Genomic DNA, 22,046 nt, shown 5'->3' on the forward strand with positions numbered 1-22,046 from the left:
AGAGGTAATAGGCTTTGAGCGATATGGCAAAGAATCTCATCTTGTGGCTTGTAATAGCCGTCGTACTGATGAGCGTTTTTCAGAGCTTCAGTCCGAGCGGAACGTCATCATCAACCATGGTATACAGCGAATTTGTATCTCAGGTTAATAATGGCAATATTCGTCGTGCTGAATTTGGTGATGATGGACGCACTATTTCAGGTATGACTCGCAATGGTCAGTCTTATAAAACCGTTGTACCAACTCAATATGATCCAAAAATTCTGGATGATTTGTTGGCAAACGATGTAGAAACACAAGGTACTCCGCCGGAAGAGCAGAGTATTCTGGCATCTATCTTTATTTCGTGGTTCCCAATGCTGTTGTTAATTGGTGTATGGATATTCTTCATGCGTCAGATGCAGGGCGGTGGCGGCCGTGGGGCCATGTCGTTTGGTAAAAGCAAAGCCAAGCTGATGAATGAAGAGCAATCAAAAACAACGTTCAAAGACGTTGCGGGTTGTGATGAGGCCAAAGAAGAAGTCTCAGAGCTTGTTGATTATCTGAAAGACCCTTCTAAGTTTCAGCGTCTGGGCGGCAAAATACCGAAAGGCGTTCTTATGGTCGGACCTCCGGGTACGGGTAAAACTTTGCTGGCAAAAGCTATTTCTGGCGAAGCAAAAGTACCGTTCTTCAGCATTTCCGGTTCAGACTTCGTTGAGATGTTTGTTGGTGTCGGTGCTTCCCGTGTTCGTGACATGTTTGAACAAGCGAAAAAATCTGCGCCATGCATTATCTTTATTGATGAGCTTGATGCCGTGGGTCGCCAACGTGGTGCCGGACTCGGTGGTGGCCACGATGAACGTGAGCAGACATTGAACCAAATGCTGGTTGAAATGGATGGCTTTGAAGGTAATGAAGGCATTATCGTTATTGCCGCGACTAACCGTCCAGATGTCTTAGATCCTGCATTATTGCGTCCCGGCCGCTTTGACCGTCAGGTTATCGTTGGTTTACCGGATGTTCGTGGTCGTGAGCAGATTCTTAAAGTGCACATGCGTAAAGTACCATTGGGTGATGACGTTAAACCGTCAGTGATTGCTCGTGGTACACCCGGCTTTTCTGGTGCGGACTTAGCGAACTTAGTTAACGAAGCTGCGCTATTTGCTGCCCGGGGCGACAAGCGCGTCGTTTCAATGGAAGAATTTGATAAAGCAAAAGACAAGATCATGATGGGTGCAGAGCGCCGCTCAATGGTTATGACGGATGATGAAAAAGCGATGACCGCTTACCACGAAGCCGGCCACGCCATTGTTGGTCGCCTTGTGCCAGAACATGATCCAGTCTACAAAGTATCGATTATTCCACGAGGCCGCGCACTGGGTGTGACCATGTATCTGCCAGAGCAGGATCGTGTCAGCCACAGTAAACAGCATCTTGAAAGTATGATTTCAAGCTTATTCGGTGGACGTCTCGCAGAAGCCATTATTTATGGTAACGATAAAGTGACCACCGGCGCCTCTAACGACATTGAACGTGCAACTGAAATTGCTCGTAAAATGGTTACCCAGTGGGGACTGTCGGAGAAAATGGGGCCGTTGCTGTACGCCGAAGATGAAAATGAAGTATTCCTCGGTCGCTCGGTAACCCAGCACAAGCACATGTCAGATGACACTGCGCGCGCTATTGATGAAGAAGTGAAGTCAGTTATCGACCGTAATTATCAGCGAGCGAAAAAGCTGCTGGAAGAAAACGAAGATATTTTGCATTCAATGAAGGACGCATTAGTTCGCTATGAAACTATTGATGCCGACCAAATTGATGACTTGATGAACCGTCGCGATGTTCGTCAGCCAAAAGACTGGGATGACAGAGACAGTGGTGGTAACGATTCTGACGGTGGGGCTGCTAAGGCAGAGAACACCGAAGAACGTCCGGACCGCCCCATTAATGTTGATAAACCCGGGGATGCGACTTCTTAACGTTGATTCTTTTAAAAAGCCACCGCGAGGTGGCTTTTTTGTAGGACACAGTTATTAGCGGAGCTAAGCCATGCCGAAAAATCCAAAGCCGTTGCGAGTTATGGGAATTGTTAATGTCACTCCGGACTCATTTTCAGACGGGGGTGAGTACAACCGCCTAAATGATGCAATAGACCACATTGCACAGCTGATCAAAGACGGCGCTGACATTGTGGACATTGGTGGGGAGTCAACCCGCCCTGGTGCTTATTCGGTTGCTGAACAGGAAGAGTTGGACAGAGTTGTTCCTTTGGTAAAGGCGGTAAGAGACCGTTTTGATGTTGCTATTTCGGTGGACACAACCAAACCCAAAGTCATGACAGAGTCGATAGAAGTTGGCGCCAATATAATTAATGATGTGAATGCCTTGCGTGAGAAAGGTGCTCTGGAAGCGCTGGCAGCGACAAACGCAGAAGTGTGTCTGATGCACATGCAGGGTGAGCCACGAAGTATGCAGCACAACCCTAATTATGATGATGTTGTTTGCGACGTTAAGACTTTTTTGCAAGAGCGTGTTATAGCGTGTGAAAAAGCGGGTATCGAACGCGAGAGGATTTGGTTGGATCCTGGTTTTGGTTTTGGCAAGTCGCAGCGACATAACTACCAGTTATTGCAACGTTTGCAGGCGTTTCACGAATTGCAGTTGCCGTTATTGGTGGGAATGTCGCGAAAAAGCATGATAGGTCATGTTACTGGACGTGAAGTAAAAGATCGCTTAGCAGGCAGTTTAGCGGCTGCAACCATTGCAGCAATGAAAGGAGCACGTATAATTCGCGTTCATGATGTTAAGGAGACAGTTGATGCGATGAAAGTGGTTGCAGCAACTATAGAAGGAGAACACCTTTGAGTGAGCGTAAATATTTCGGCACTGATGGCGTGCGCGGACGTGTCGGGCAATTCCCGATAACCCCTGAATTTGCCGTAAAGCTTGGCTGGGCCGCTGGGCGTGTACTAGCCGCTAAGGGTACCAGTCGCGTATTAGTGGGCAAAGACACCCGGGTTTCTGGTTATATGCTTGAGTCAGCACTGGAGGCTGGTTTAGCCGCTGCTGGTGTTGGCGTGGACTTCTTAGGTCCTATGCCCACTCCCGGAATTGCTTATCTTACACGCACGTTCAGAGCTGCTGCCGGAATCGTGATCAGCGCCTCTCATAACCCATATTATGATAATGGTATTAAGTTTTTTGCTGATAACGGACACAAGCTTCCTGACGCGGTTGAGCTGGAAATTGAACGTTTGTTGGACGAGCCTATGGACTGCGTTATTTCCGAAGAGTTAGGGCGGGCAAAACGCATTAATGATGCCGCAGGACGTTATATTGAGTTTTGTAAAAGCGTATTCCCCAACGAAATGACGCTGGAAGGGCTTCACATCGTGGTTGACTGCGCCCATGGCGCTACTTACCACATTGCGCCTAATGTGCTTCGGGAACTTGGTGCTGAAGTGACCGAAATAGGCACGCAGCCCAATGGCCTCAATATTAATAAAGAGTGCGGTGCAACGCACTTAACGGCATTGCAGAATAAAGTACTGGAAACCAAAGCCGACCTTGGCATAGCGCTTGACGGCGATGGCGATCGCATCATGATGGTGACTGAAAACGGACGCCCCATTGATGGCGACGAAATTCTTTATATGCTCGCTGTTACTGCGCAGAATCAGGGACAGCTTCAGGGCGGGGTTGTTGGTACTTTGATGACCAACTTTGCTTTGGAGAAGGAGCTGGATAAACGGCGTATTCCATTCGTTCGTGCAAAAGTCGGTGACCGCTATGTTATTGAGGAACTGGTTAAGCGTGACTGGTATCTGGGGGGAGAGAACTCCGGCCATGTTATAAACCGTCAGCATCACACTACTGGGGACGGCATTATAGCTGGCCTGCAGGTGTTGGCAGCTATGTATCAGGAACAAAAGTCTCTGGAGAAACTGAGCTGCGACTTTCATAAGCTGCCGCAAGTACTTATTAATGTCCGCTTTGAGAGCGATAAACAGCCGCTGGAATCAGAAAATGTGAAAAGCGTTGTTCGTGAAGTTGAGAGCGCTTTAGCAGGCACTGGTCGGGTCTTATTACGTAAGTCTGGCACTGAACCTTTAATTCGCGTAATGGTCGAGGGTGAGAACGAAGCTAAGGTAAAAGCCTTTGCTCAGCAAATTGCGAACGAGGTCGAAGCGGCTACAAATTAAACAGTTAGCGGATAGTGGTGAAAATCTCGCTTGTAAGTTGGCGAGTGTTTCGCTACTATTCCCGCGCTCTGGAGTAGAGGACAAACTATGCCTAATGCATCACTAGTGATTGCAAATTGGAAAATGAACGGAAATCGCGAGCTAACGAAAACAATGTCGGCGGCTTTGCGGGAAAAACTTAATCAGCTTCAGCAAGTTAAGTTAGTCATTTGTCCTCCGTTCACCCTTATTGGCGAGCTGGCTAATCAATGTTATTACGATGACATTGCCATTGGTGCTCAGAATGTATCTGAACACACTGGTGGTGCCTTTACCGGCGAAATCTCAACCGCACAGCTACAAGAGTTTGGTGTTAGCTATGTGTTAGTGGGACATTCAGAACGTCGGCAGCTGTTCGCAGAAACCGACAAAATGGTGAATGAGAAAGCCTTGGCTACGGTTAATGCCGGTATGAAAGCGGTGATTTGTGTTGGTGAGAATAAAGCACAACGCGATGAGGGAAACACCTGGGAAGTTGTAGCACAGCAAGCGCAAGCGGCTTTAGCTGATCTTCCTAAGGAGCAAGCCGGTAAAATTGTTTTGGCCTATGAGCCTGTTTGGGCAATTGGTACTGGAGAAACGGCTTCACCAGAACAAGCACAGGACGTTCATGCAAAATTAAGAGCGTTACTGGTAGAGCAATTTGGCGCGATTGGTGAGAAAATGCCGTTATTGTACGGCGGCTCAGTTAAAGCTGACAACGCTGCCGAATTATTTGCGCAAAAAGACATTGATGGCGGCCTGATAGGTGGCGCAAGTCTGAAAGAATCAGATTTTGTTGCTATTTGCCAAGCTGCTCAAGGGTAAAATTATGTACGAAATTTTGATGATCGCATTTCTCGTTGTCGCTTTGGTCTTAATTGGCTTTATTATGCTGCAACAAGGCAAAGGCGCAGACATGGGCGCATCTTTTGGCTCAGGCGCATCGAACACTGTTTTTGGTTCATCAGGTTCAGGTAACTTCCTGACCCGGGCAACAGCCGGGTTAGCGGTAGTGTTTTTCATTCTGAGCCTGGTGTTGGGTAACTTATCGACCTCTACTGATGAGTCGTCAAATGACTTCTCAGACCTTTCAGTTCCGGCTGAAGAGCAAGAGTTACCTCCAGCGGATGATAAGTCAGAGTCTGAATCTGACGTGCCGCCAATTGACTAAGATTTTGCAGAAGTGGTGGAATTGGTAGACACGCTACCTTGAGGGGGTAGTGCTCTTACGGGCGTGCGGGTTCAAGTCCCGCCTTCTGCACCAAAATTAGCTCTCTGATTGTTGCCTCAGAGGTTGAAAATAAACGAAAAATACGTATAATGTGCAACAAGTTTCGGACGCGGGGTGGAGCAGTCTGGTAGCTCGTCGGGCTCATAACCCGAAGGTCGTAGGTTCAAATCCTGCCCCCGCAACCAATTTTAGTAGCAGCGTTTCGCATTAAGGCGTCGCTTTTGCTAAAATAACTGACAAAGGGTCCAGTGTTCAGAAAGCCCCGCAGCAGCTCGGGGCTTTTTGCTATGCGGCCTTAGCTATCCTAGGATAGCCAGAACACTGGGCGCTTGCGCCCTTTTTTTGTTTCAGGAGGCAGTAATTGGCAAATTTGCAAGAACGGTTAACCGATATAATTCGCCCAGCGGTAGAAGCGCTGGACTTTGAATTGTGGGGCGTAGAATTTATTCGCGCCGGTAAGTTTTCAACTTTACGGGTATATATCGATCATCCGGAAGGCATCAGTGTGGATAACTGTGCAGAAGTGAGTTATCAGGTCAGTTCACTGCTGGATGTTGAAGACCCTATTAATGTTGAATACAACCTGGAAGTGTCCTCTCCAGGAATGGAAAGACCGTTTTTTAATGCCGAACAAATGCAGCCTTATATAAATGAAACCGTTGCTTTTGAGTTAGTAGCGGCGCAAAAAAACAAAAGAAAATTTAAGGCAGAATTGATTGCGGTTGAGGGTGAAGAACTGACCCTTGCCGTTGATAACGATACTCTTCAGGTGAATATGCGTGATGTGAAGAACGCTCACCTGGTTCCGGCATTTGATTAAAAGATTGCGTTGGCGAGGCAGCACTCATGAGTAAAGAAATACTGTTAGTCGCAGAAGCGGTTTCAAACGAAAAAGCAGTACCACGCGAAAAAATATTTGAAGCGTTAGAGTCAGCATTGGCTCATGCGACCAAAAAGAAGTACGACGGCGATATTGAAGTTCGCATTGATATCGATCGCACCACCGGCGAATTTGATACCTTCCGTCGTTGGTTAGTCGTTGAAGACACGGATTCAGGGTTAGAGCATCCTTACCGTGAAATTAGCTTGTCAGCAGCGCAATACGAAGATCCATCGGTACAAGCCGGTGATTACGTAGAAGAGCAAATTGATTCGATACAGTTTGACCGTATTACGACCCAGACTGCAAAACAAGTTATCGTACAAAAAGTACGTGAAGCCGAACGAGCTCAGGTTGTTGATGAATACCGTGAGCAAGTGGGTGAAATGGTCAGCGGTATTGTTAAGCGTGCGAATCGGGAACACGTTATTCTGGATTTAGGTAATAACGCGGAAGCGATTATTTATCGTGACGAAATGTTACCGCGTGAATCTGTGCGTCCAGGTGATCGCATTCGCGGTTTGCTCTATGACGTTCGTCCAGAAGCTCGTGGAGCACAGTTATTTGTAAGCAGAACCAATCCTAACTTCTTATTGGAATTGTTCCGTATCGAGGTGCCTGAAATAGGCGAAGAGATGATTGAGCTACGCGGTGCTGCCCGAGACCCGGGTTCGCGTGCTAAAATTGCGGTTAAGAGTAACGATAAGCGTATAGACCCTGTTGGGGCTTGCGTTGGTATGCGCGGTGCACGAGTTCAGGCGGTATCCGGTGAGCTTGGTGGCGAGCGCGTAGATATTGTGCTTTGGGATGATAACCCGGCACAGTACGTCATTAACGCGATGGCGCCTGCTGAAGTAGCGTCTATAGTTGTGGATGAAGATGCACACACTATGGATATTGCGGTTGCGGCAGATAACCTGGCTCAAGCTATTGGTAAAGGTGGACAGAACGTTCGCCTGGCCAGCCAGCTAACCGGCTGGACACTGAATGTTATGACCGAAGACGAGTTCAACGAAAAAAATGAAGCTGAAACTCAGCGTCTATTGAACTTGTTCGTATCGACTTTAGATATCGATGAAGATTTTGCCAATGTACTGGTTGATGAAGGCTTCTCTTCACTTGAAGAAGTGGCTTATGTCCCGGTTGCAGAATTCCTTGATATTGAAGGGATGGACGAAGATATCGTAGAAGAATTGCGTAGCAGAGCACGTGCTTATTTAACCACGAAAGCTCTGGCTACCGAAGAATCTCTGGAATCGGCTGAACCAGATGACACACTGTTGAACCTTGAAGGAATGGAGCGTCACCTGGCTTATGTATTAGCCAGCAAAGGCGTGACAACTCTGGAAGAGTTAGCGGAACAGGGTGTTGACGACTTAGCCGATATTGAAGAATTAAATGAACAGCAGGCTGGCGATTTAATTATGAAAGCTCGCAATATTTGCTGGTTCAATGAAGAACAGTAGAACGATCAGCGGAGGTACAACAGACTATGGAAGAAGTAACGCTCGATAAGCTGGCCACAGATGTCGGTACAACAGTTGATCGTCTGGTTCAGCAGTTCGCTGAAGCGGGCATGACCAAGAAAGCGGGTGATTCTGTTAACGAAGAAGAGAAACAGAAATTACTGGCTCACTTGAATCGTCAGCACGGCGGTGGCGGCAGCTCTGAACCCAGCAAAATGACTTTAAAGCGCAAAACAAAAAGTACGTTAAGCGTTGGTGGCGGAAGAGACTCTAAATCCGTTCAGGTAGAAGTGCGTAAAAAGCGTACTTACGTGAAACGTTCAGCAAGCGAAGAACAGGAACGTGAAGAACAAGAACGCTTAGCGCAAGAGAAAGAAGCGGAAGAAGCGAAGCTTCGCGAAGAAGAAAAACAGCGCGAAGAAGAACAGCAGCGTAAAGAAGCGGAAGCCAAGGCTAAAGCAGAACGCGAAAAAGCTGAGAAAGAAAAAGCTGAAAAAGAAAAGCTGCGCAAAGAAAAAGAGAAAGAGCGTCAAAAAGCAGAAGCTGAAAAACGTGCTGCAATGACACCTGAAGAGCGTGAAGCGGCAGACAAAGCGAAAGCCGATGCTGAAAAACTGAAGCGTCAACAGGAAGAAGAAGCCCGTAAAAAAGCGGAAAAAGAAGCGGAAGCGCAAGCGGAAGAAGCTCGTAAACTGGCGGAAGAAAACGCAAAACGCTGGGAAGAAGAAGAGCAGAAACGTAAACAGCAAGAAAAAGAAGACGTGCATTTTACAACGTCATCTACTGCGCAAGAAGCTGAAGACGCACAAGATTTTGACGAAGAACGTAAAAGCCGCAAACGCGGTAAAAAGCGTCGTCGTAAAGATGAAGAAAGCGATGATACCCCACGCCGCGAGAAGCGTCGTAAAGGTGCTCGTCGCGGGTCGTCGCTGCAACAGGGCTTTAACAAACCAGCTCAGCCAGTTGAACGTGATGTGAAAATTGGTGAGACCATTACCGTTGGTGAACTTGCTAACCGTATGGCAGTTAAAGCCAGTGACCTTATCAAGACCATGATGAAAATGGGCGAGATGGTCACCATTAACCAGATTCTTGATCAAGACACAGCCGCTTTAGTGGTTGAAGAGCTGGGTCATAAACCTGCGTTGGTGAAAGATAATGCGCTGGAAGAAGAAGTGCTTTCTGACCGCCAGGAAGGCGGAGAAGAGGCACCTCGTGCACCAGTCGTTACTGTTATGGGTCACGTTGACCATGGTAAAACATCGTTGCTGGATTACATTCGTAAAGCCAAAGTTGCATCAGGCGAAGCGGGTGGTATTACTCAGCACATCGGTGCATACCACGTTGAAACGGGTCATGGCATGGTGACTTTCCTGGATACTCCGGGACACGCCGCCTTTACTTCTATGCGTGCACGTGGTGCAGGCGCAACAGACGTTGTTATCCTGGTAGTCGCTGCGGATGATGGTGTTATGCCGCAAACCAAAGAAGCGGTTCAGCACGCAAAAGCTGCTGGCGTTCCTCTGGTTGTTGCTATCAACAAAATGGATAAAGAAGGCGCTGACCCAGATCGTGTGAAGAACGAGTTGTCGCAGTTGGAAGTTATTCCTGAAGACTGGGGTGGCGATGTTCAGTTCATTCCATTGTCAGCGCACACCGGTGACGGTATTGATGAACTGTTAGAAGCTATTTTGCTGCAATCTGAAGTATTGGATTTACGTGCAGAGAAAACCGGTATGGCCTCAGGTATTGTGGTTGAATCACGCCTGGATCGAGGCCGCGGCCCGGTAGCAACGGTATTGGTTCAGCGCGGTCTGCTGAAGCAGGGCGATGTTGTACTTTGTGGTCTTGAATACGGTCGTATTCGTGCGATGCGCGATGAAACCGGTAAAGAAATTAAAGAAGCTGGCCCATCAATTCCGGTAGAAATACTGGGTCTGTCTGGTGTTCCTCAGGCGGGTGATGAAGCAACGGTTGTCAGAGACGAGCGTAAAGCGCGTGAAGTTGCTAACTATCGTCAGGGTAAATACCGTGATGTGAAATTAGCTAAGCAACAGAAAGCGAAACTGGAAAACATGTTTGCGGACATGGCCGAAGGTGATGTTGCTGAGCTTAATATTGTACTTAAGTCTGACGTACAAGGGTCACTGGAAGCGATTTCTGATGCCTTAACCAAACTGTCAACTGATGAAGTGAAAGTGAACATCATCGGTAGCGGCGTTGGTGGTATCACCGAAACCGATATTTCTCTGGCCAGTGCCTCAAATGCCATTGTTGTTGGTTTTAACGTTCGTGCTGAAGCTGCGGCCAGAAAACTGGTTGAACAGGAAAGTGTCGACTTACGCTATTACAGTGTTATTTACGACTTAATTGACGAAGTTAAAGCGGCAATGAGCGGTATGCTGCAGCCTGAGTTTAAACAGCAGATTATTGGTTTAGCCGAAGTTCGTGATGTCTTCAAATCACCTAAGATTGGTGCCATTGCTGGTTGTATGGTAACTGAAGGTGTGGTGAAGCGTTCTGCTCCAATTCGCGTATTGCGTGATAACGTTGTTATCTACGAAGGTGAGCTGGAATCTTTACGTCGCTTTAAAGATGACGTTCAGGAAGTTCGTAACGGCATGGAATGTGGTATCGGTGTTAAGAACTACAACGATGTCAAAGAAGGCGACCAAATCGAAGTCTTCGAAACCATTCAGATTGAACGTACGCTGTAATCAAGGACACAGGAATTTATGGCTCAAGAGTTTAGCCGTACCGAAAGGGTACGGCATCAGCTACAACGAGAAATCGCTATGATCCTGCAACGTGAGATAAAAGATCCTCGCGTTAGCATGGTCACAGTATCCGACGTGGAAGTTTCTCGTGACTTAGCTTATGCCAAAGTGTTTGTTACCTTTTTCCAGGATGACCCTGAGCAAATTAAGCAGGCGTTAAAAGTGTTGAATGAAGCCTCAGGCTTCATTCGATCTTTATTGGGTAAGCGCATCAAAGCACGCATTGTTCCGCAACTAAAATTTCAGCACGACGCTTCTTTAAATGAAGGGATTCGTATGGGCAAATTGGTTGCGGAAGCTCGTGAACGAGATAAGAAAAGCAGCGAAAACAGCGGAGACGATTAATGTCTAAAGCTCGTCTACGCAAAGGCCGTGCTCTCACGGGCGTAGTATTATTGAATAAACCGCAGGGCATGAGTTCAAACCATGCCCTGCAGCGTGTTAAGCGCCTGTATAATGCACAAAAAGCCGGTCATACTGGTGCGCTGGATCCTCTGGCAACCGGTATTCTGCCAGTTTGTCTCGGAGAGGCGACCAAATTCTCGCAATATCTGTTGGATGCCGATAAAGCCTACCGGGTTGAAGCTACGCTGGGGGTAAGAACAACCACCAGTGACGCCGAAGGCGAAGTGGTTGAGGAAAAGCAGGTTGCAGTTGATGCCGCTAAGGTTGCCGATGCAATAAAGCAGTTTATTGGTGAACAGGAACAGTCTCCCTCTATTTATTCGGCACTGAAGCACGAAGGCCGTCCATTATATTATTATGCGCGGCAAGGCATTGAAGTACCGAAAAAAACGCGCACAATCACCGTCCACTCTATCGAACTGCTGGATATTCAGGACAATAAAGTGACCCTGCAAGTGAGTTGCAGCAAAGGTACCTATATTCGTACTTTAGTTGATGACCTGGGTCAGTTATTAGGCTGTGGTGCTCACGTATCCATGCTACACCGTAACGCAGTAGCCGACATAGCTGAAGCCGCTATGGTGACCCTGGAACAACTGGAAACGTTAGCAGAAGAGGGCTATGAAGGTCTCGATGCGTTATTGCATCCGGCTGATTTGCTACTGGGACAATTGCCAGAGGTAACAGTGACTCAAGCGCAAACTCGCGACTTTTTGCATGGACAGCCGATTCCTTTACCTGAGCAAAATGGAAATGACGCAGAAGAATGGCGCGTTGCCACAGAAAACTCGCTATTTCTTGGTGTTGCACGGGTGAAAAATGCGGAATTATGGCCGCGTCGGGTTATTGCGCGGGAGCATGTGGATTTATAGTTGTTTTTACGGCGGCTGACGAGTATAATCGCCGCCTTCATATCGATGCTGAATTAGTGATTGGCGTCGATCATTTTGACAAAACTTAGGAGTTAGCATGTCACTAACTGTTGAACAGAAAGCTGAGATTTTAAAAGAATTTGGCCAAGGCGAGAACGATACCGGTTCTCCTGAAGTGCAAGTTGCGCTTTTAACTAAAAACTTGGCTGAATTACAAGACCACTTTAAAGAACATAAGAAAGATCACCACTCACGTCGTGGTCTGCTACGTATGGTTAGCCGTCGTCGTAAGCTACTTGATTACCTGAAGCGTAAAGACGAAAAACGTTACGTAGCTATCGTAGAACGTCTTGGCATCCGTCGCTAAGACAAACGTTCTGAAAAGAATAAAATTAAAAGGGCCTTCAGGCCCTTTTTTTGTATTCTTTTTTAGGCTTATGGGTCTTAATTTCGTCACAATTCCCCTATACTATGCGATGAGATAAATAAAGAGAGAAGACGAGTATCAATCCGGATACTCTATATTTTGAAGGTAAAGGAAAGCAACGTGAATCCAATAACTAAACAATTTCAGTACGGTCAGCACACAGTCACTTTAGAAACTGGCGTAATAGCACGTCAGGCGACTGCTTCTGTGCTTGCCAGCATCGATGACACAACAGTCCTGGTCACTGTGGTTGCGAAAAAAGAAGCTCGCGAAGGGCAAAACTTTTTTCCATTAACGGTAAATTACCAAGAGAAAACTTACGCAGCCGGTAAAATTCCAGGTGGCTTCTTTAAGCGTGAAGGCCGTCCAAGCGAAAATGAAACTCTGACTTGTCGTTTAATCGACCGTCCAATTCGCCCATTATTCCCTGATGGTTTCATGAACGAAGTGCAAGTTGTTGCAACTGTTGTTTCTGTAAACCCTCAAATTAATCCTGATATTGTTGCCTTAATTGGTACTTCAGCAGCACTGTCTATTTCTGGTGTTCCTTTCGCAGGCCCAATCGGTGCAGCTCGTGTTGGTGTCGTGAACGATGAATATGTATTAAACCCAACCGCAGATGAGTTAGAAAACTCGAAGCTGGACCTTGTGGTTGCTGGTACTGATAAAGCTGTCTTAATGGTTGAATCAGAAGCTGAACTGCTGTCTGAAGACCAAATGCTTGGTGCCGTTATGTATGGTCACGAAGCAATGCAGGACGTTATCAAAGCCATTACTGAATTTACTGCAGAAGCAGGCAAAGAGAAGTGGGACTGGCAGGCACCTGCAAAAGATGAAAGTTTGCAGACTAAAATACGTGAATTGGCAGAGCAAGGTATTGGCGAAGCCTACCGCACTACCGACAAAGCAGAACGTAAAGGTAAGCTTGACCAGGTTAAAGAGCAGATGGTCGAGAAGCTGACTGCTGAAGATGAAAATGTCGATTTAGAAGAAGCCGGCAAAATCTTCCACGATCTGGAAAGTGATATTGTCCGTAGCCGTATTATTGCTGGTGAAAAGCGTATTGATGGCCGCGACCCTGACATGGTTCGTGCTATTAGTGTGGCGACTGGTGTATTACCGCGTACTCACGGTTCAGCATTGTTTACCCGTGGTGAGACTCAGGCGTTGGTAACTGCGACTTTAGGTACTGACCGTGATGCTCAGATGATTGATGAGCTGACTGGTATGAACACGAATCGCTTCATGCTGCATTATAACTTCCCTCCATACTGTGTTGGTGAAACGGGTATGGTTGGTTCGCCGAAACGTCGTGAAATTGGTCATGGTCGTTTGGCTAAGCGTGGTATTCAGGCTGTTATGCCTAGCCACGACGAATTCCCATACACTATTCGTGTGGTTTCAGAAATTACTGAATCAAACGGTTCAAGTTCAATGGCCTCAGTTTGTGGTTCTTCACTGGCGTTGATGGATGCGGGTGTGCCAATCAAGTCTTCTGTAGCGGGTATTGCTATGGGCTTGGTCAAAGAAGGCGACAAGCATGTTGTTCTGTCTGATATCCTTGGTGACGAAGATCACTTAGGTGATATGGACTTTAAAGTAGCCGGTAACACCGATGGTATTACTGCGCTGCAAATGGACATTAAAATTGATGGTATCACTCGTGACATCATGGAAAGTGCATTAGCGCAGGCTAAATCAGCTCGCTTACACATTCTGAAAGTGATGGACGAAGCTATAGGCGGTCACCGTGAAGAGCTGTCTACTTATGCACCTCGCTTTACCACCATCAAAATTGATCAGGACAAGATCAAAGACGTTATCGGTAAAGGCGGAGCGGTTATTCGCGAGCTGACTGAGTCAACTAATACCAACATTGAGATTGGTGACGACGGTACTATTAAAGTTGCAGCAAGCGACCAGGCTGATGCCGATGCCGCTATTGAGAAAATCAAGCAGTTAACGGCTAACGTTGAAGTTGGCAAAATTTACCAGGGTAAAGTAGCGCGTATCGTAGACTTCGGTGCCTTTGTTACTGTTCTGCCAGGTAAAGATGGCTTAGTACACATTTCTCAAATTGCAGAAGAACGTGTTAACGACGTAAACGAATACCTGAAAGTTGGTGATGTTGTTCCGGTTAAAGTACTGGAAATTGACCGTCAGGGCCGCGTGCGTTTAAGCATGAAAGAAGCAGCTGAGAAAAAAGAAGAACCAGCAACTGAAGCGCCGGCAGAGCCAGCAGCTGAAGAAGAAACCAAAAGCGAAGAATAATCGTAAAGATTTTCTCAGCTTTATTGAAAACCCCGTTTAAACGGGGTTTTTTTATGTCTGCTTTTTGCCTGAATGGCGTTGAATGTGCTGTAATAGAGGCCAGTGTTTATTTAAGGATAAAATTATGCAAGAGCGCAGAAGTGTTAGGTTCATTGGAGCTTTGTTGTTATTAGGCGCCATGACGGGGTGTGCCTCGCAAAGTTCATTTAACCAGTTACCTGATACTGTGGTACTCGCTGAGCCTGAGCGGGCTGAATTTCGCTATGAAATTGAGCTGGCACGCATTGCGCAAATGTTAAGAGAAGACTTAACCGAAGAACAGCGCGGAGAGTTATACTACCGTCGCGGCGCGCTATACGATGCAGTAGGCTTAAGAACTCTTGCGAGAATGGATTTTACCCGGGCTTTAGAATATAACCCTAGACTGGCCGATGCGTATAATTTCTTAGGGATTCAATATACGCAATTAGAAGAGTTTGATTACGCCTACGAGGCTTTTGATTCAGCAATTGAACTAAACCCCGAACATCGCTACGCCTATTTGAACCGTGGTATAGCTGAGTATTACGACGCCAGAACGAAACTGTCTCAGGAAGACTTAGAATACCATCTGGAAAAAGAACCCGATGATCCTTATCGTGTTATTTGGCTGTTTCTCGCCGAACATGAAAATGATGCTGAACTGGCACAAGAAAGTCTGAAGCAAAACGCTGAGAAACTGGATAAGTCCGACTGGGGGTATCAGATTGTACAACTGTATGCCGAGAAACTTTCTGAAGAAGAGTTTTTACAACGTATGACTCGTAACTTAGGCGAGTCGGAAAAGCTGACTGAACGTTTGTGTGAAGCCTATTTTTACCTTGGCAAATACATGCAAATGAAAGGAGAGCAACTGCAGGCTGTTAACTATTTTAAATTGGCTCTAATGACCAATGTGTATGGCTTCGTTGAACACCGTTATGCGTCGGTTGAGTTAACCCGTATTCGTGAATCGTTACTTAGTCGTTAAAGAGAAAAGGAGTGAAAGCCGGACTCTTAATTGTGTTGTTTCTGCTTGCTTTAAGTGGGTGGTCTCATCAGGTTCATAACCACCAACAAGAGCTCAGCAGGTTAGCGCATCAGGGTAATGCCCAGGCACAAAATCAACTGGCAAATCATCACTGGAAACTTGATAACCGTACCGCTGCTTATTATTGGTGGCAGCGGTCGGCAAAGCAGCATTATTTCCCGGCCATAGAAAGTTTAATTGACGAATTTCCGAGAGCAAATGACACCTGGCTTGAACTGGCCGTTGCTGCTGGTGACCCGGCGGCTCAACGGCAGGTAGCTAGTGCTGAATTAACCGATCAGAAAACATCAATAAATCAATGGCAGAACCGCTGGGGCGATTCGAGAGAACCTTGGTTGCAGAGCAAGCTTGAATTGATTGAACGCTATAAGAATAATGGTCAGTGTGATATGGAAATTAATGTCGTTGCAGCGGATTCTGGGGAAAAACGACGTTATCTTAACTTTTTGTCCGCGGTACAAAATGCACCTTTTGATACTCAGAATTGGTGCGTTAGCTTTACTTTGGACGAAAACTTATCTTGTGTAACCGATACGCAGAGAAAACGGGCAAGTTGTCATTTTGAAAAAAGTTTTGATAGGCAGGTAATATTAGCCGAAGAAGGCATTGCCAGTGCCAATAGTCAGACACTGACTTTAACGACTGACAGTTCAGAAGCGGTTATTCAACATGAGCTAGGACACTGGATGGGGTTCGCTGATGAATACGAAATGTCAGAAGTACTCGCCCAGAAGTTTTGTTACGGCTATTATGACCATGACAGTCTGAATATTATTGTGACAGAAGCTCATAATGAGTATTCAGCCCAGCAGATCAAAGCGATTTATCAAAGGCTACCGTGGAAAGATGAACTCAGTTCCTGGCAAGATATTGCGATTAAGAAGCAAGGGAAGTGGCGTTTAGGAAGCTCTGGGGAAGCCGTTGTCGGCCTTTTTAAAGCGGATACCTGTAACGCTATAGATGACAGACAAGCATGGCGCCCTGTTAATACTAGAACCGCTATGGAGCGGCACGACACCAAACTATGGCCAGAAATCTACTTAAGATTGCTGGAGCAAAAAACTAACGCTTTTGATTTAGACGCTAATAGCGACTTGCGCCAGAATTAGCACTGGGCAGAGTGTTGCCAGAAACCAAATAAGTGAACGAAGTTTGTCATAGTTGCTTAAATAAGCAATGTGATAGAGCACTCTAAGTACAATAAATGAAATGCTTAAAAATTCAATTCGGTCAGTGATCTGAGAAGTTGCCAGGGCTGCCAATACTGCTGCGGCAAATAATGGGAAAGCTTCATAGGCATTATAGTGACCGGCAACGGCCCGGGCTCCACGCCCAAGTAACCGTTGCTGTTGAGCTCTGGGATGTTTATTGTCATAACCGTTATCGCGGTTCTGAAAGTAAACCACAGGTGCCTTAGCCAAAATTGGCAAGACTCCGGCAATGAGTAAACACCACAATAAAAGGCTCATGGTCACTATTCCTTAATTAACGTACGGTTTCGCCTGCTGCCTGTAAATCAGCATGATAAGACGAGCGTACGAGCGGTCCACTGGCAATGTGGCTAAAGCCCATTTCGACACCAGCAACACGCAGCTCTTCAAACTCGTCGGGGTGCACGTAGCGTGCTACCGGAATATGGTGGCGGCTAGGCTGCAAATACTGTCCGATAGTCAACATGTCGACATCGTGCGCACGAAGATCTTTCATGACTTCCAGTATTTCTTCTTTGGTTTCGCCAAGGCCGACCATAAGTCCCGACTTAGTCCGGATATCCGGCCGAACTTCTTTGTATTTTTGCAGCAAGTCTAAAGACCACTGGTAATTTGCACCAGGACGAGCTGCCTTATACAGGCGTGGCACGGTCTCAAGGTTGTGGTTAAATACGTCAGGCGCCTCGCCTTTGAGAATATCGATTGCAACCTGCATACGACCACGAAAATCCGGTACCAGCACTTCTACCTGAATGTTGTTCTCACTGTGCTCACGAATTTCACGAATACAGTCCGCAAAGTGCTGAGCACCGCCGTCGCGTAAATCATCACGGTCAACCGATGTAATTACGACATACTTTACTTTCATGTCGCGGATGGTTTTGCCCAGCTTTTCAGCTTCTTCCGGATCGGGAGGAAGAGGGCGACCGTGAGCAACGTCACAGAATGGGCAACGACGTGTACAGATGTCGCCCAGGATCATAAAACTGGCTGTACCGTGATTAAAACATTCCGGTAAATTTGGACAGGATGCTTCCTCACAAACAGAGTGCAAACCATGGCTGCGCATTGCTTGCTTAATTTCATCAATACGCTCAGTTGAAGAAGGTAACTTCACCTTCAGCCACGACGGCTTACGCAACATCTGATCGCGTTCGGTGGGAATAATTTGTACTGGTATCAGTGCCATTTTATCGGCGTCACGCATTTTGACACCAGGTTCAACTCTAACTGGCTTTGACATAATCTTGAGCGAGTCCCGTTTGTTGAAGAATGTTGCTGTAGGAAAGAGAGCTGGTAAAGTGTTTTATCACTGCATCAGCCGCTTCACTAAAGCTATCAGGACCATTGAGATCCTTAGTTTGAATCATTTTTATGCCCGAAAGACCACAAGGGTTTATTCGGGAAAAAGGTTCCATATCCATATTGACGTTCAAGGCCAATCCGTGGAAAGAACAGCCTTTACGAATACGCAGTCCCAGAGAGCAAATTTTATCTGTATTTACATAAACTCCAGGAGCGTCTCGACGCGCTTTGGCATCAATTTCGTAGTCGGAAAGGGTTGCAATGACGGTGTTTTCAATGTGGTTAACGAGTTGACGGACACCATAATTAAGACGACGGATATTAAGAAGGAAATAAATAACAAGCTGACCCGGACCGTGATAGGTAACCTGTCCGCCTCTGTCGACCTGGATAACCGGAATATCACCCGGAGCGAGAATATGCTCAGCTTTTCCCGCCTGTCCTTGAGTGAATACAGGATCGTGCTCGACCACCCACAGCTCGTCGGCAGTATGTTCGTCGCGTTGGTCAGTGAATTCTTGCATAGCATGCCATACGGGTTCGTATGGCTGCCTGCCCAATTCACGGATAATTAGGGTATCGTTCATGCCGCCATTATAACGTTTGTCAGCAACAACGGCTAGTCCTGCCGCTACAGAACGTAGCGAACGTCCTCGATATCTGAGAGTGAACGATACAATATTTCGATATGCTGCTGGCTTTCGACACGCACAGCAACAGAAATTGAGTGGTAGTTGCCTTTGCTGCTGGGCTTTACGGAAGGACTGTAGTCGCCCGGAGCATGCTCTTGTAAAACTTCCACAACCTGATCAGGAAGGCTGTCACTAGCAACCCCCATCACTTTAAAAGTAAAGTGACAGGGGAAATCGACCAGTTCGTCAAAACGAGTTTTTTGCATCTATCTAAACCTTTATTCTTCAGTAAACTGCTGTTTTATATAGTCCATCATCTTCTTGAAGAATCCACCTTCTTCGACAGCTTGTAAGGTTACCAGCGGAAATGAAGCTACATCTTCGCCATTTAGCTGAAGGTAAACTGTGCCTACATGCTGACCTTTGGAAAGCGGTGCCTGTAGCTGCTCATCAAGCTCAAAGTTAGCTTTTAATTTATCACGTTGACCTTTAGGTAAGGTGATAACGACATCTTCACTAATACCCAGCTCGACTTCATCTAAATCTCCACCCCAAATACGTTGGGAAATGAAGCTTTCGCCGGCAGAATATGCTTTTACGGTTTCGAAATAACGGAATCCGTAGTTAAGCAGTTTTTTGCTTTCAACTTTACGCGCTTGTTCACTGTTAGTTCCCATAACCACAGCAATTAATCGGGTTCCGTCTTCAACGGCGGAAGAAACCAAGCTATAACCCGCTTCATTAGTATGGCCGGTTTTAATGCCATCGACGTTCAAGCTCCGATCCCATAGCAATGAGTTGCGATTGTATTGCTTAATATTATTGTAGGTAAAAGACTTTTCTGAGTAGAGTTTATATTCGTCAGGAGTCTCATTTATTAAAGCACTTGCTAACGTGGCCATATCACGAGCGGAGACGTATTGCTCAGAATCAGGCAGCCCGTGACTGTTCGCAAAGTGACTGTCCTTCATGCCTATTTGTTCAGCATAATTATTCATTAACCCAGCGAAAGCGTCTTCGCTTCCCGCAATATGTTCAGCCATTGCAACACAGGCGTCGTTACCAGAGGAAATAATGATGCCACGGTTTAACTCTTTAACACTGACCTCTTTGCCAACTTCGATAAACATTTTGGATGACTCAGGGAAGTTTTTGGCCCAGGCATTTTCGCTTACAGTAACAATATCCTTCTCGCTAATGCGGCCAGCTAGCATTTCTTTACCAATAATATAGCTGGTCATCATTTTGGTCAGGCTGGCCGGGGGCAGGCTTTCACGGGAATTATTTTCTGCTAACACTTTGCCAGTAGTGTGATCGATAAGAATATAGGCTTTCGCATTAACCGACGGCGCATCGGGAACTAATGACTGAGCGGCGAAGCTTGCTGAGCTGAATAATAGGGTTACGGCAGTAAAAAGGTGACAAATTTTTTTCATTGGGATTATCTTTATCTTATCGGTCAAAAAGTGAATCAAATGCGTAAAGAGGCCGAATTATATCAGTTTTGTTGCACAGCGTCAGGAGTATCCGTCTGACTTTGCGCCGCCTTTACGCGAAAAGCTTGAGGGTATCCGGAAGATCGTATTTGCTCGAGTAAATCGTAGCTTTTCTGTTCTGAAACCGGACCCAGCATTAATTTATGTAGACCATCCGTTTTCTCTGTAGTTGCAATTTCCTGGAACTTGGGCGGCAGGTTGCGTTTTAACTGCGATAAACGGTTAATATCTGATGAAGCCACCAATTGAATATGATAATTCGATTGGCTTCCCGGGGCAGACTGATCTTCGACTCGCATTGGCGTTTTTAAATTAATGGCTTCAACTCTAACCGGGGCTGTACCACTATCCAACATACCCAACTTATAAGCCGCCGCAAATGACAAGTCGATAATACGTTCAGGATGGAATGGCCCGCGATCATTTACTCTAACAGTGACGGTACGGTCGTTGTTCAAGTTAGTGACTTTTACATAAGTAGGCAGAGGTAACCGGGTATGAGCCGCTGACATACTGTACATATCATAATATTCACCATTCGAAGTCAGATGCCCATGAAATTTATTTCCATACCAGGAGGCATAACCTTCCTCGACATACCCTACCGCACTGTCCATTACCTCATAATTATTGCCTAAGACCCGATAGTCCCGATTCCCCTGAGGACTGATAGGCTCATGTACGGGAACGGCACTGCGTAACTCCGACTCAGTAGGTAAACGAGTCGGAGCACTGTCTTCATGCTGAGAGTATCGGCCGGAGGGACCGCTGGAGCAACTACTGAGCAAAAACACGCTCAGCATTAAGGTGGATAAATTACTGCACTTCATTTTTCAGTTGCTCGCTAAACTGGTAGACAGCCATCGCGTAAAGTGGACTGTGGTTATACCGGGTAATCACATAGAAGTTGTCGTATCCCAGCCAGTATTCATGAGCGTTTTCTGTTTCAAACTCAAATACTCTGACCTCGGTACCATTATTAACCGCCTTATGCTGCGGAAGTTCATAGCCTTTACGCTTAATTTCGGAACGCGTGGTATTGGGTTTCATACCGTCGCTGACTAACGCTTTCCAGTCTTGTTCATTACCAAGAGGCTGTGCTACAGGTTGGCCTTGCTGCCATTTATGTTCTGCAAAATAATTAGCCACACTGCCGATAGCATCGACCGGATTCGTCAAAATGTCTCTTTGTCCGTCGTTGTCAAAGTCCACCGCGTAATGCCGATAGCTGGAGGAAATAAACTGACCGAAACCCATAGCACCGGCGTAGGAACCTTTTGCTTCGGCTACGTCCCAACCTTCTTCAGATGCTAACTGAAAGAATTCGCTAAGTTCGGAACGGAAGAAACTTGAACGGGGGGGGTAATGAAAGCCTAAAGTGTAGAGTGAATCCAGAACGGAATATTTCCCCATATAATTGCCATAAAAGGTTTCGACGCCAATGATTGCAACTATGATTTGAGCAGGTACACCGTATTCAGCTTCTGCACGTTCCAGCGTTTCTTTATGTTTTTTCCAGAACTTAACGCCCGCTTCTAAGCGTTTTTCAGTTAAGAAAATTGGGTAGTATTGATACCAGGGCTTGGCTTCCCATGGACGCTGAATGGCTTCAAGAACCTCGTCGTTTTTCCGAGCTGTCGAAAGCCATTGGCGAACTTGCTCTTCGTCCAGCTTGTGCTGCTCAACTTGCTGCTGAATAAAATCTTCAACCTCAGGGCTCTGCTCCTGAGCATTTGCAGCAAAGCTGCTTGTTGCGGTTAGCAACGCTAATCCTAATAAGGTGCGCATATAGTTTCCCT

At 46.4% G+C, this 22,046-nt stretch carries 21 protein-coding genes and 2 tRNA genes; 16 read left to right on the forward strand and 7 right to left on the reverse strand.

Annotated features, from left to right (window positions below; translation table 11 throughout):
• Positions 1-14: 14 nt before the first annotated feature.
• The 16 genes from ftsH (at position 15) to DEU30_RS01130 (ending at position 16,712) form a co-directional block, all read left to right on the forward strand.
• On the forward strand, positions 15-1,961 hold the full coding sequence (gene ftsH, locus DEU30_RS01055; protein ID WP_011234226.1) for an ATP-dependent zinc metalloprotease FtsH: 1,947 nt from the start codon (positions 15-17) through the stop codon (positions 1,959-1,961).
• Positions 1,962-2,031: 70 nt separating this feature from the next.
• Positions 2,032-2,847 (forward strand): dihydropteroate synthase, encoded by an 816-nt coding sequence (folP, locus tag DEU30_RS01060; RefSeq protein ID WP_034820142.1) that lies wholly within the window; start codon positions 2,032-2,034, stop codon positions 2,845-2,847.
• Entirely contained in the window at positions 2,844-4,184 is a 1,341-nt protein-coding gene (gene glmM, locus DEU30_RS01065) for a phosphoglucosamine mutase (RefSeq protein ID WP_011234224.1), read from the forward strand. The genes folP and glmM overlap by 4 nt, the downstream gene beginning before the upstream one ends.
• An 87-nt stretch (positions 4,185-4,271) precedes the next feature.
• Positions 4,272-5,030 carry a triose-phosphate isomerase gene (gene tpiA / locus DEU30_RS01070; protein ID WP_114981546.1) on the forward strand — a complete coding sequence of 253 codons (759 nt, stop codon included), beginning with the start codon at positions 4,272-4,274 and terminating at the stop codon, positions 5,028-5,030.
• 4 nt (positions 5,031-5,034) lie between these two features.
• Entirely contained in the window at positions 5,035-5,376 is a 342-nt protein-coding gene (gene secG, locus DEU30_RS01075) for a preprotein translocase subunit SecG (RefSeq protein ID WP_034820144.1), read from the forward strand.
• Between the two features lie 6 nt (positions 5,377-5,382).
• A tRNA-Leu gene (locus DEU30_RS01080) sits at positions 5,383-5,469 on the forward strand.
• A gap of 75 nt (positions 5,470-5,544) precedes the next feature.
• Positions 5,545-5,621, forward strand: a tRNA-Met gene (locus tag DEU30_RS01085).
• 176 nt (positions 5,622-5,797) lie between these two features.
• Entirely contained in the window at positions 5,798-6,256 is a 459-nt protein-coding gene (gene rimP, locus DEU30_RS01090; RefSeq protein ID WP_114981545.1) for a ribosome maturation factor RimP, read from the forward strand.
• A gap of 26 nt (positions 6,257-6,282) precedes the next feature.
• Positions 6,283-7,782, forward strand: coding sequence for a transcription termination factor NusA (gene nusA, locus DEU30_RS01095; RefSeq protein ID WP_011234220.1), 1,500 nt, complete (start codon positions 6,283-6,285; stop codon positions 7,780-7,782).
• Positions 7,783-7,808: 26 nt separating this feature from the next.
• Positions 7,809-10,499, forward strand: a complete 2,691-nt coding sequence (infB, locus tag DEU30_RS01100) for a translation initiation factor IF-2 (RefSeq protein WP_034820151.1) — start codon at positions 7,809-7,811, stop codon at positions 10,497-10,499.
• 18 nt (positions 10,500-10,517) lie between these two features.
• Entirely contained in the window at positions 10,518-10,904 is a 387-nt protein-coding gene (gene rbfA / locus DEU30_RS01105) for a 30S ribosome-binding factor RbfA (RefSeq protein WP_034820154.1), read from the forward strand.
• A complete protein-coding gene (truB, locus tag DEU30_RS01110; RefSeq protein ID WP_114981544.1) occupies positions 10,904-11,836 on the forward strand; it encodes a tRNA pseudouridine(55) synthase TruB in 933 nt (310 codons plus the stop codon). Before rbfA ends, truB begins: the two co-directional genes overlap by 1 nt.
• A 97-nt stretch (positions 11,837-11,933) precedes the next feature.
• Positions 11,934-12,203, forward strand: a complete 270-nt coding sequence (rpsO, locus tag DEU30_RS01115; protein ID WP_011234216.1) for a 30S ribosomal protein S15 — start codon at positions 11,934-11,936, stop codon at positions 12,201-12,203.
• 180 nt (positions 12,204-12,383) lie between these two features.
• Entirely contained in the window at positions 12,384-14,534 is a 2,151-nt protein-coding gene (gene pnp / locus DEU30_RS01120) for a polyribonucleotide nucleotidyltransferase (RefSeq protein ID WP_114981543.1), read from the forward strand.
• Between the two features lie 124 nt (positions 14,535-14,658).
• Positions 14,659-15,543, forward strand: a complete 885-nt coding sequence (gene nlpI, locus DEU30_RS01125) for a lipoprotein NlpI (RefSeq protein ID WP_114981542.1) — start codon at positions 14,659-14,661, stop codon at positions 15,541-15,543.
• An 11-nt stretch (positions 15,544-15,554) separates the two neighbouring features.
• Positions 15,555-16,712, forward strand: a complete 1,158-nt coding sequence (locus tag DEU30_RS01130; protein WP_114981541.1) for a peptidase — start codon at positions 15,555-15,557, stop codon at positions 16,710-16,712.
• On the opposite strand, the gene DEU30_RS01135 is transcribed toward DEU30_RS01130, so the two are convergent.
• The 7 genes from DEU30_RS01135 to mltB form a co-directional block, all read right to left on the reverse strand.
• Positions 16,680-17,072 carry an MAPEG family protein gene (locus tag DEU30_RS01135; RefSeq protein ID WP_011234212.1) on the reverse strand — a complete coding sequence of 131 codons (393 nt, stop codon included), beginning with the start codon at positions 17,070-17,072 and terminating at the stop codon, positions 16,680-16,682. The two genes, DEU30_RS01130 and DEU30_RS01135, sit on opposite strands and share 33 nt — an antisense overlap.
• A 16-nt stretch (positions 17,073-17,088) precedes the next feature.
• Positions 17,089-18,057, reverse strand: coding sequence for a lipoyl synthase (gene lipA, locus DEU30_RS01140; RefSeq protein WP_016341310.1), 969 nt, complete (start codon positions 18,055-18,057; stop codon positions 17,089-17,091).
• Positions 18,041-18,706: a lipoyl(octanoyl) transferase LipB gene (gene lipB, locus DEU30_RS01145; protein ID WP_114981540.1), complete on the reverse strand. Its 666-nt coding sequence runs from the start codon at positions 18,704-18,706 to the stop codon at positions 18,041-18,043. The genes lipA and lipB overlap by 17 nt, the downstream gene beginning before the upstream one ends.
• Positions 18,707-18,750: 44 nt before the next feature.
• Positions 18,751-19,017 (reverse strand): DUF493 family protein YbeD, encoded by a 267-nt coding sequence (gene ybeD / locus DEU30_RS01150; protein WP_011234209.1) that lies wholly within the window; start codon positions 19,015-19,017, stop codon positions 18,751-18,753.
• 12 nt (positions 19,018-19,029) lie between these two features.
• Positions 19,030-20,187 (reverse strand): D-alanyl-D-alanine carboxypeptidase family protein, encoded by a 1,158-nt coding sequence (locus tag DEU30_RS01155; RefSeq protein ID WP_011234208.1) that lies wholly within the window; start codon positions 20,185-20,187, stop codon positions 19,030-19,032.
• A 62-nt stretch (positions 20,188-20,249) separates the two neighbouring features.
• Positions 20,250-21,077 (reverse strand): septal ring lytic transglycosylase RlpA family protein, encoded by an 828-nt coding sequence (locus DEU30_RS01160; RefSeq protein WP_011234207.1) that lies wholly within the window; start codon positions 21,075-21,077, stop codon positions 20,250-20,252.
• Positions 21,064-22,035 carry a lytic murein transglycosylase B gene (gene mltB / locus DEU30_RS01165; RefSeq protein WP_110012610.1) on the reverse strand — a complete coding sequence of 324 codons (972 nt, stop codon included), beginning with the start codon at positions 22,033-22,035 and terminating at the stop codon, positions 21,064-21,066. Before mltB ends, DEU30_RS01160 begins: the two co-directional genes overlap by 14 nt.
• Positions 22,036-22,046: the final 11 nt, after the last annotated feature.

Source organism: Idiomarina sp. 017G (assembly GCF_004362265.1).
In the GTDB taxonomy this organism is placed as follows: Bacteria; Pseudomonadota; Gammaproteobacteria; order Enterobacterales; family Alteromonadaceae; genus Idiomarina; species Idiomarina loihiensis.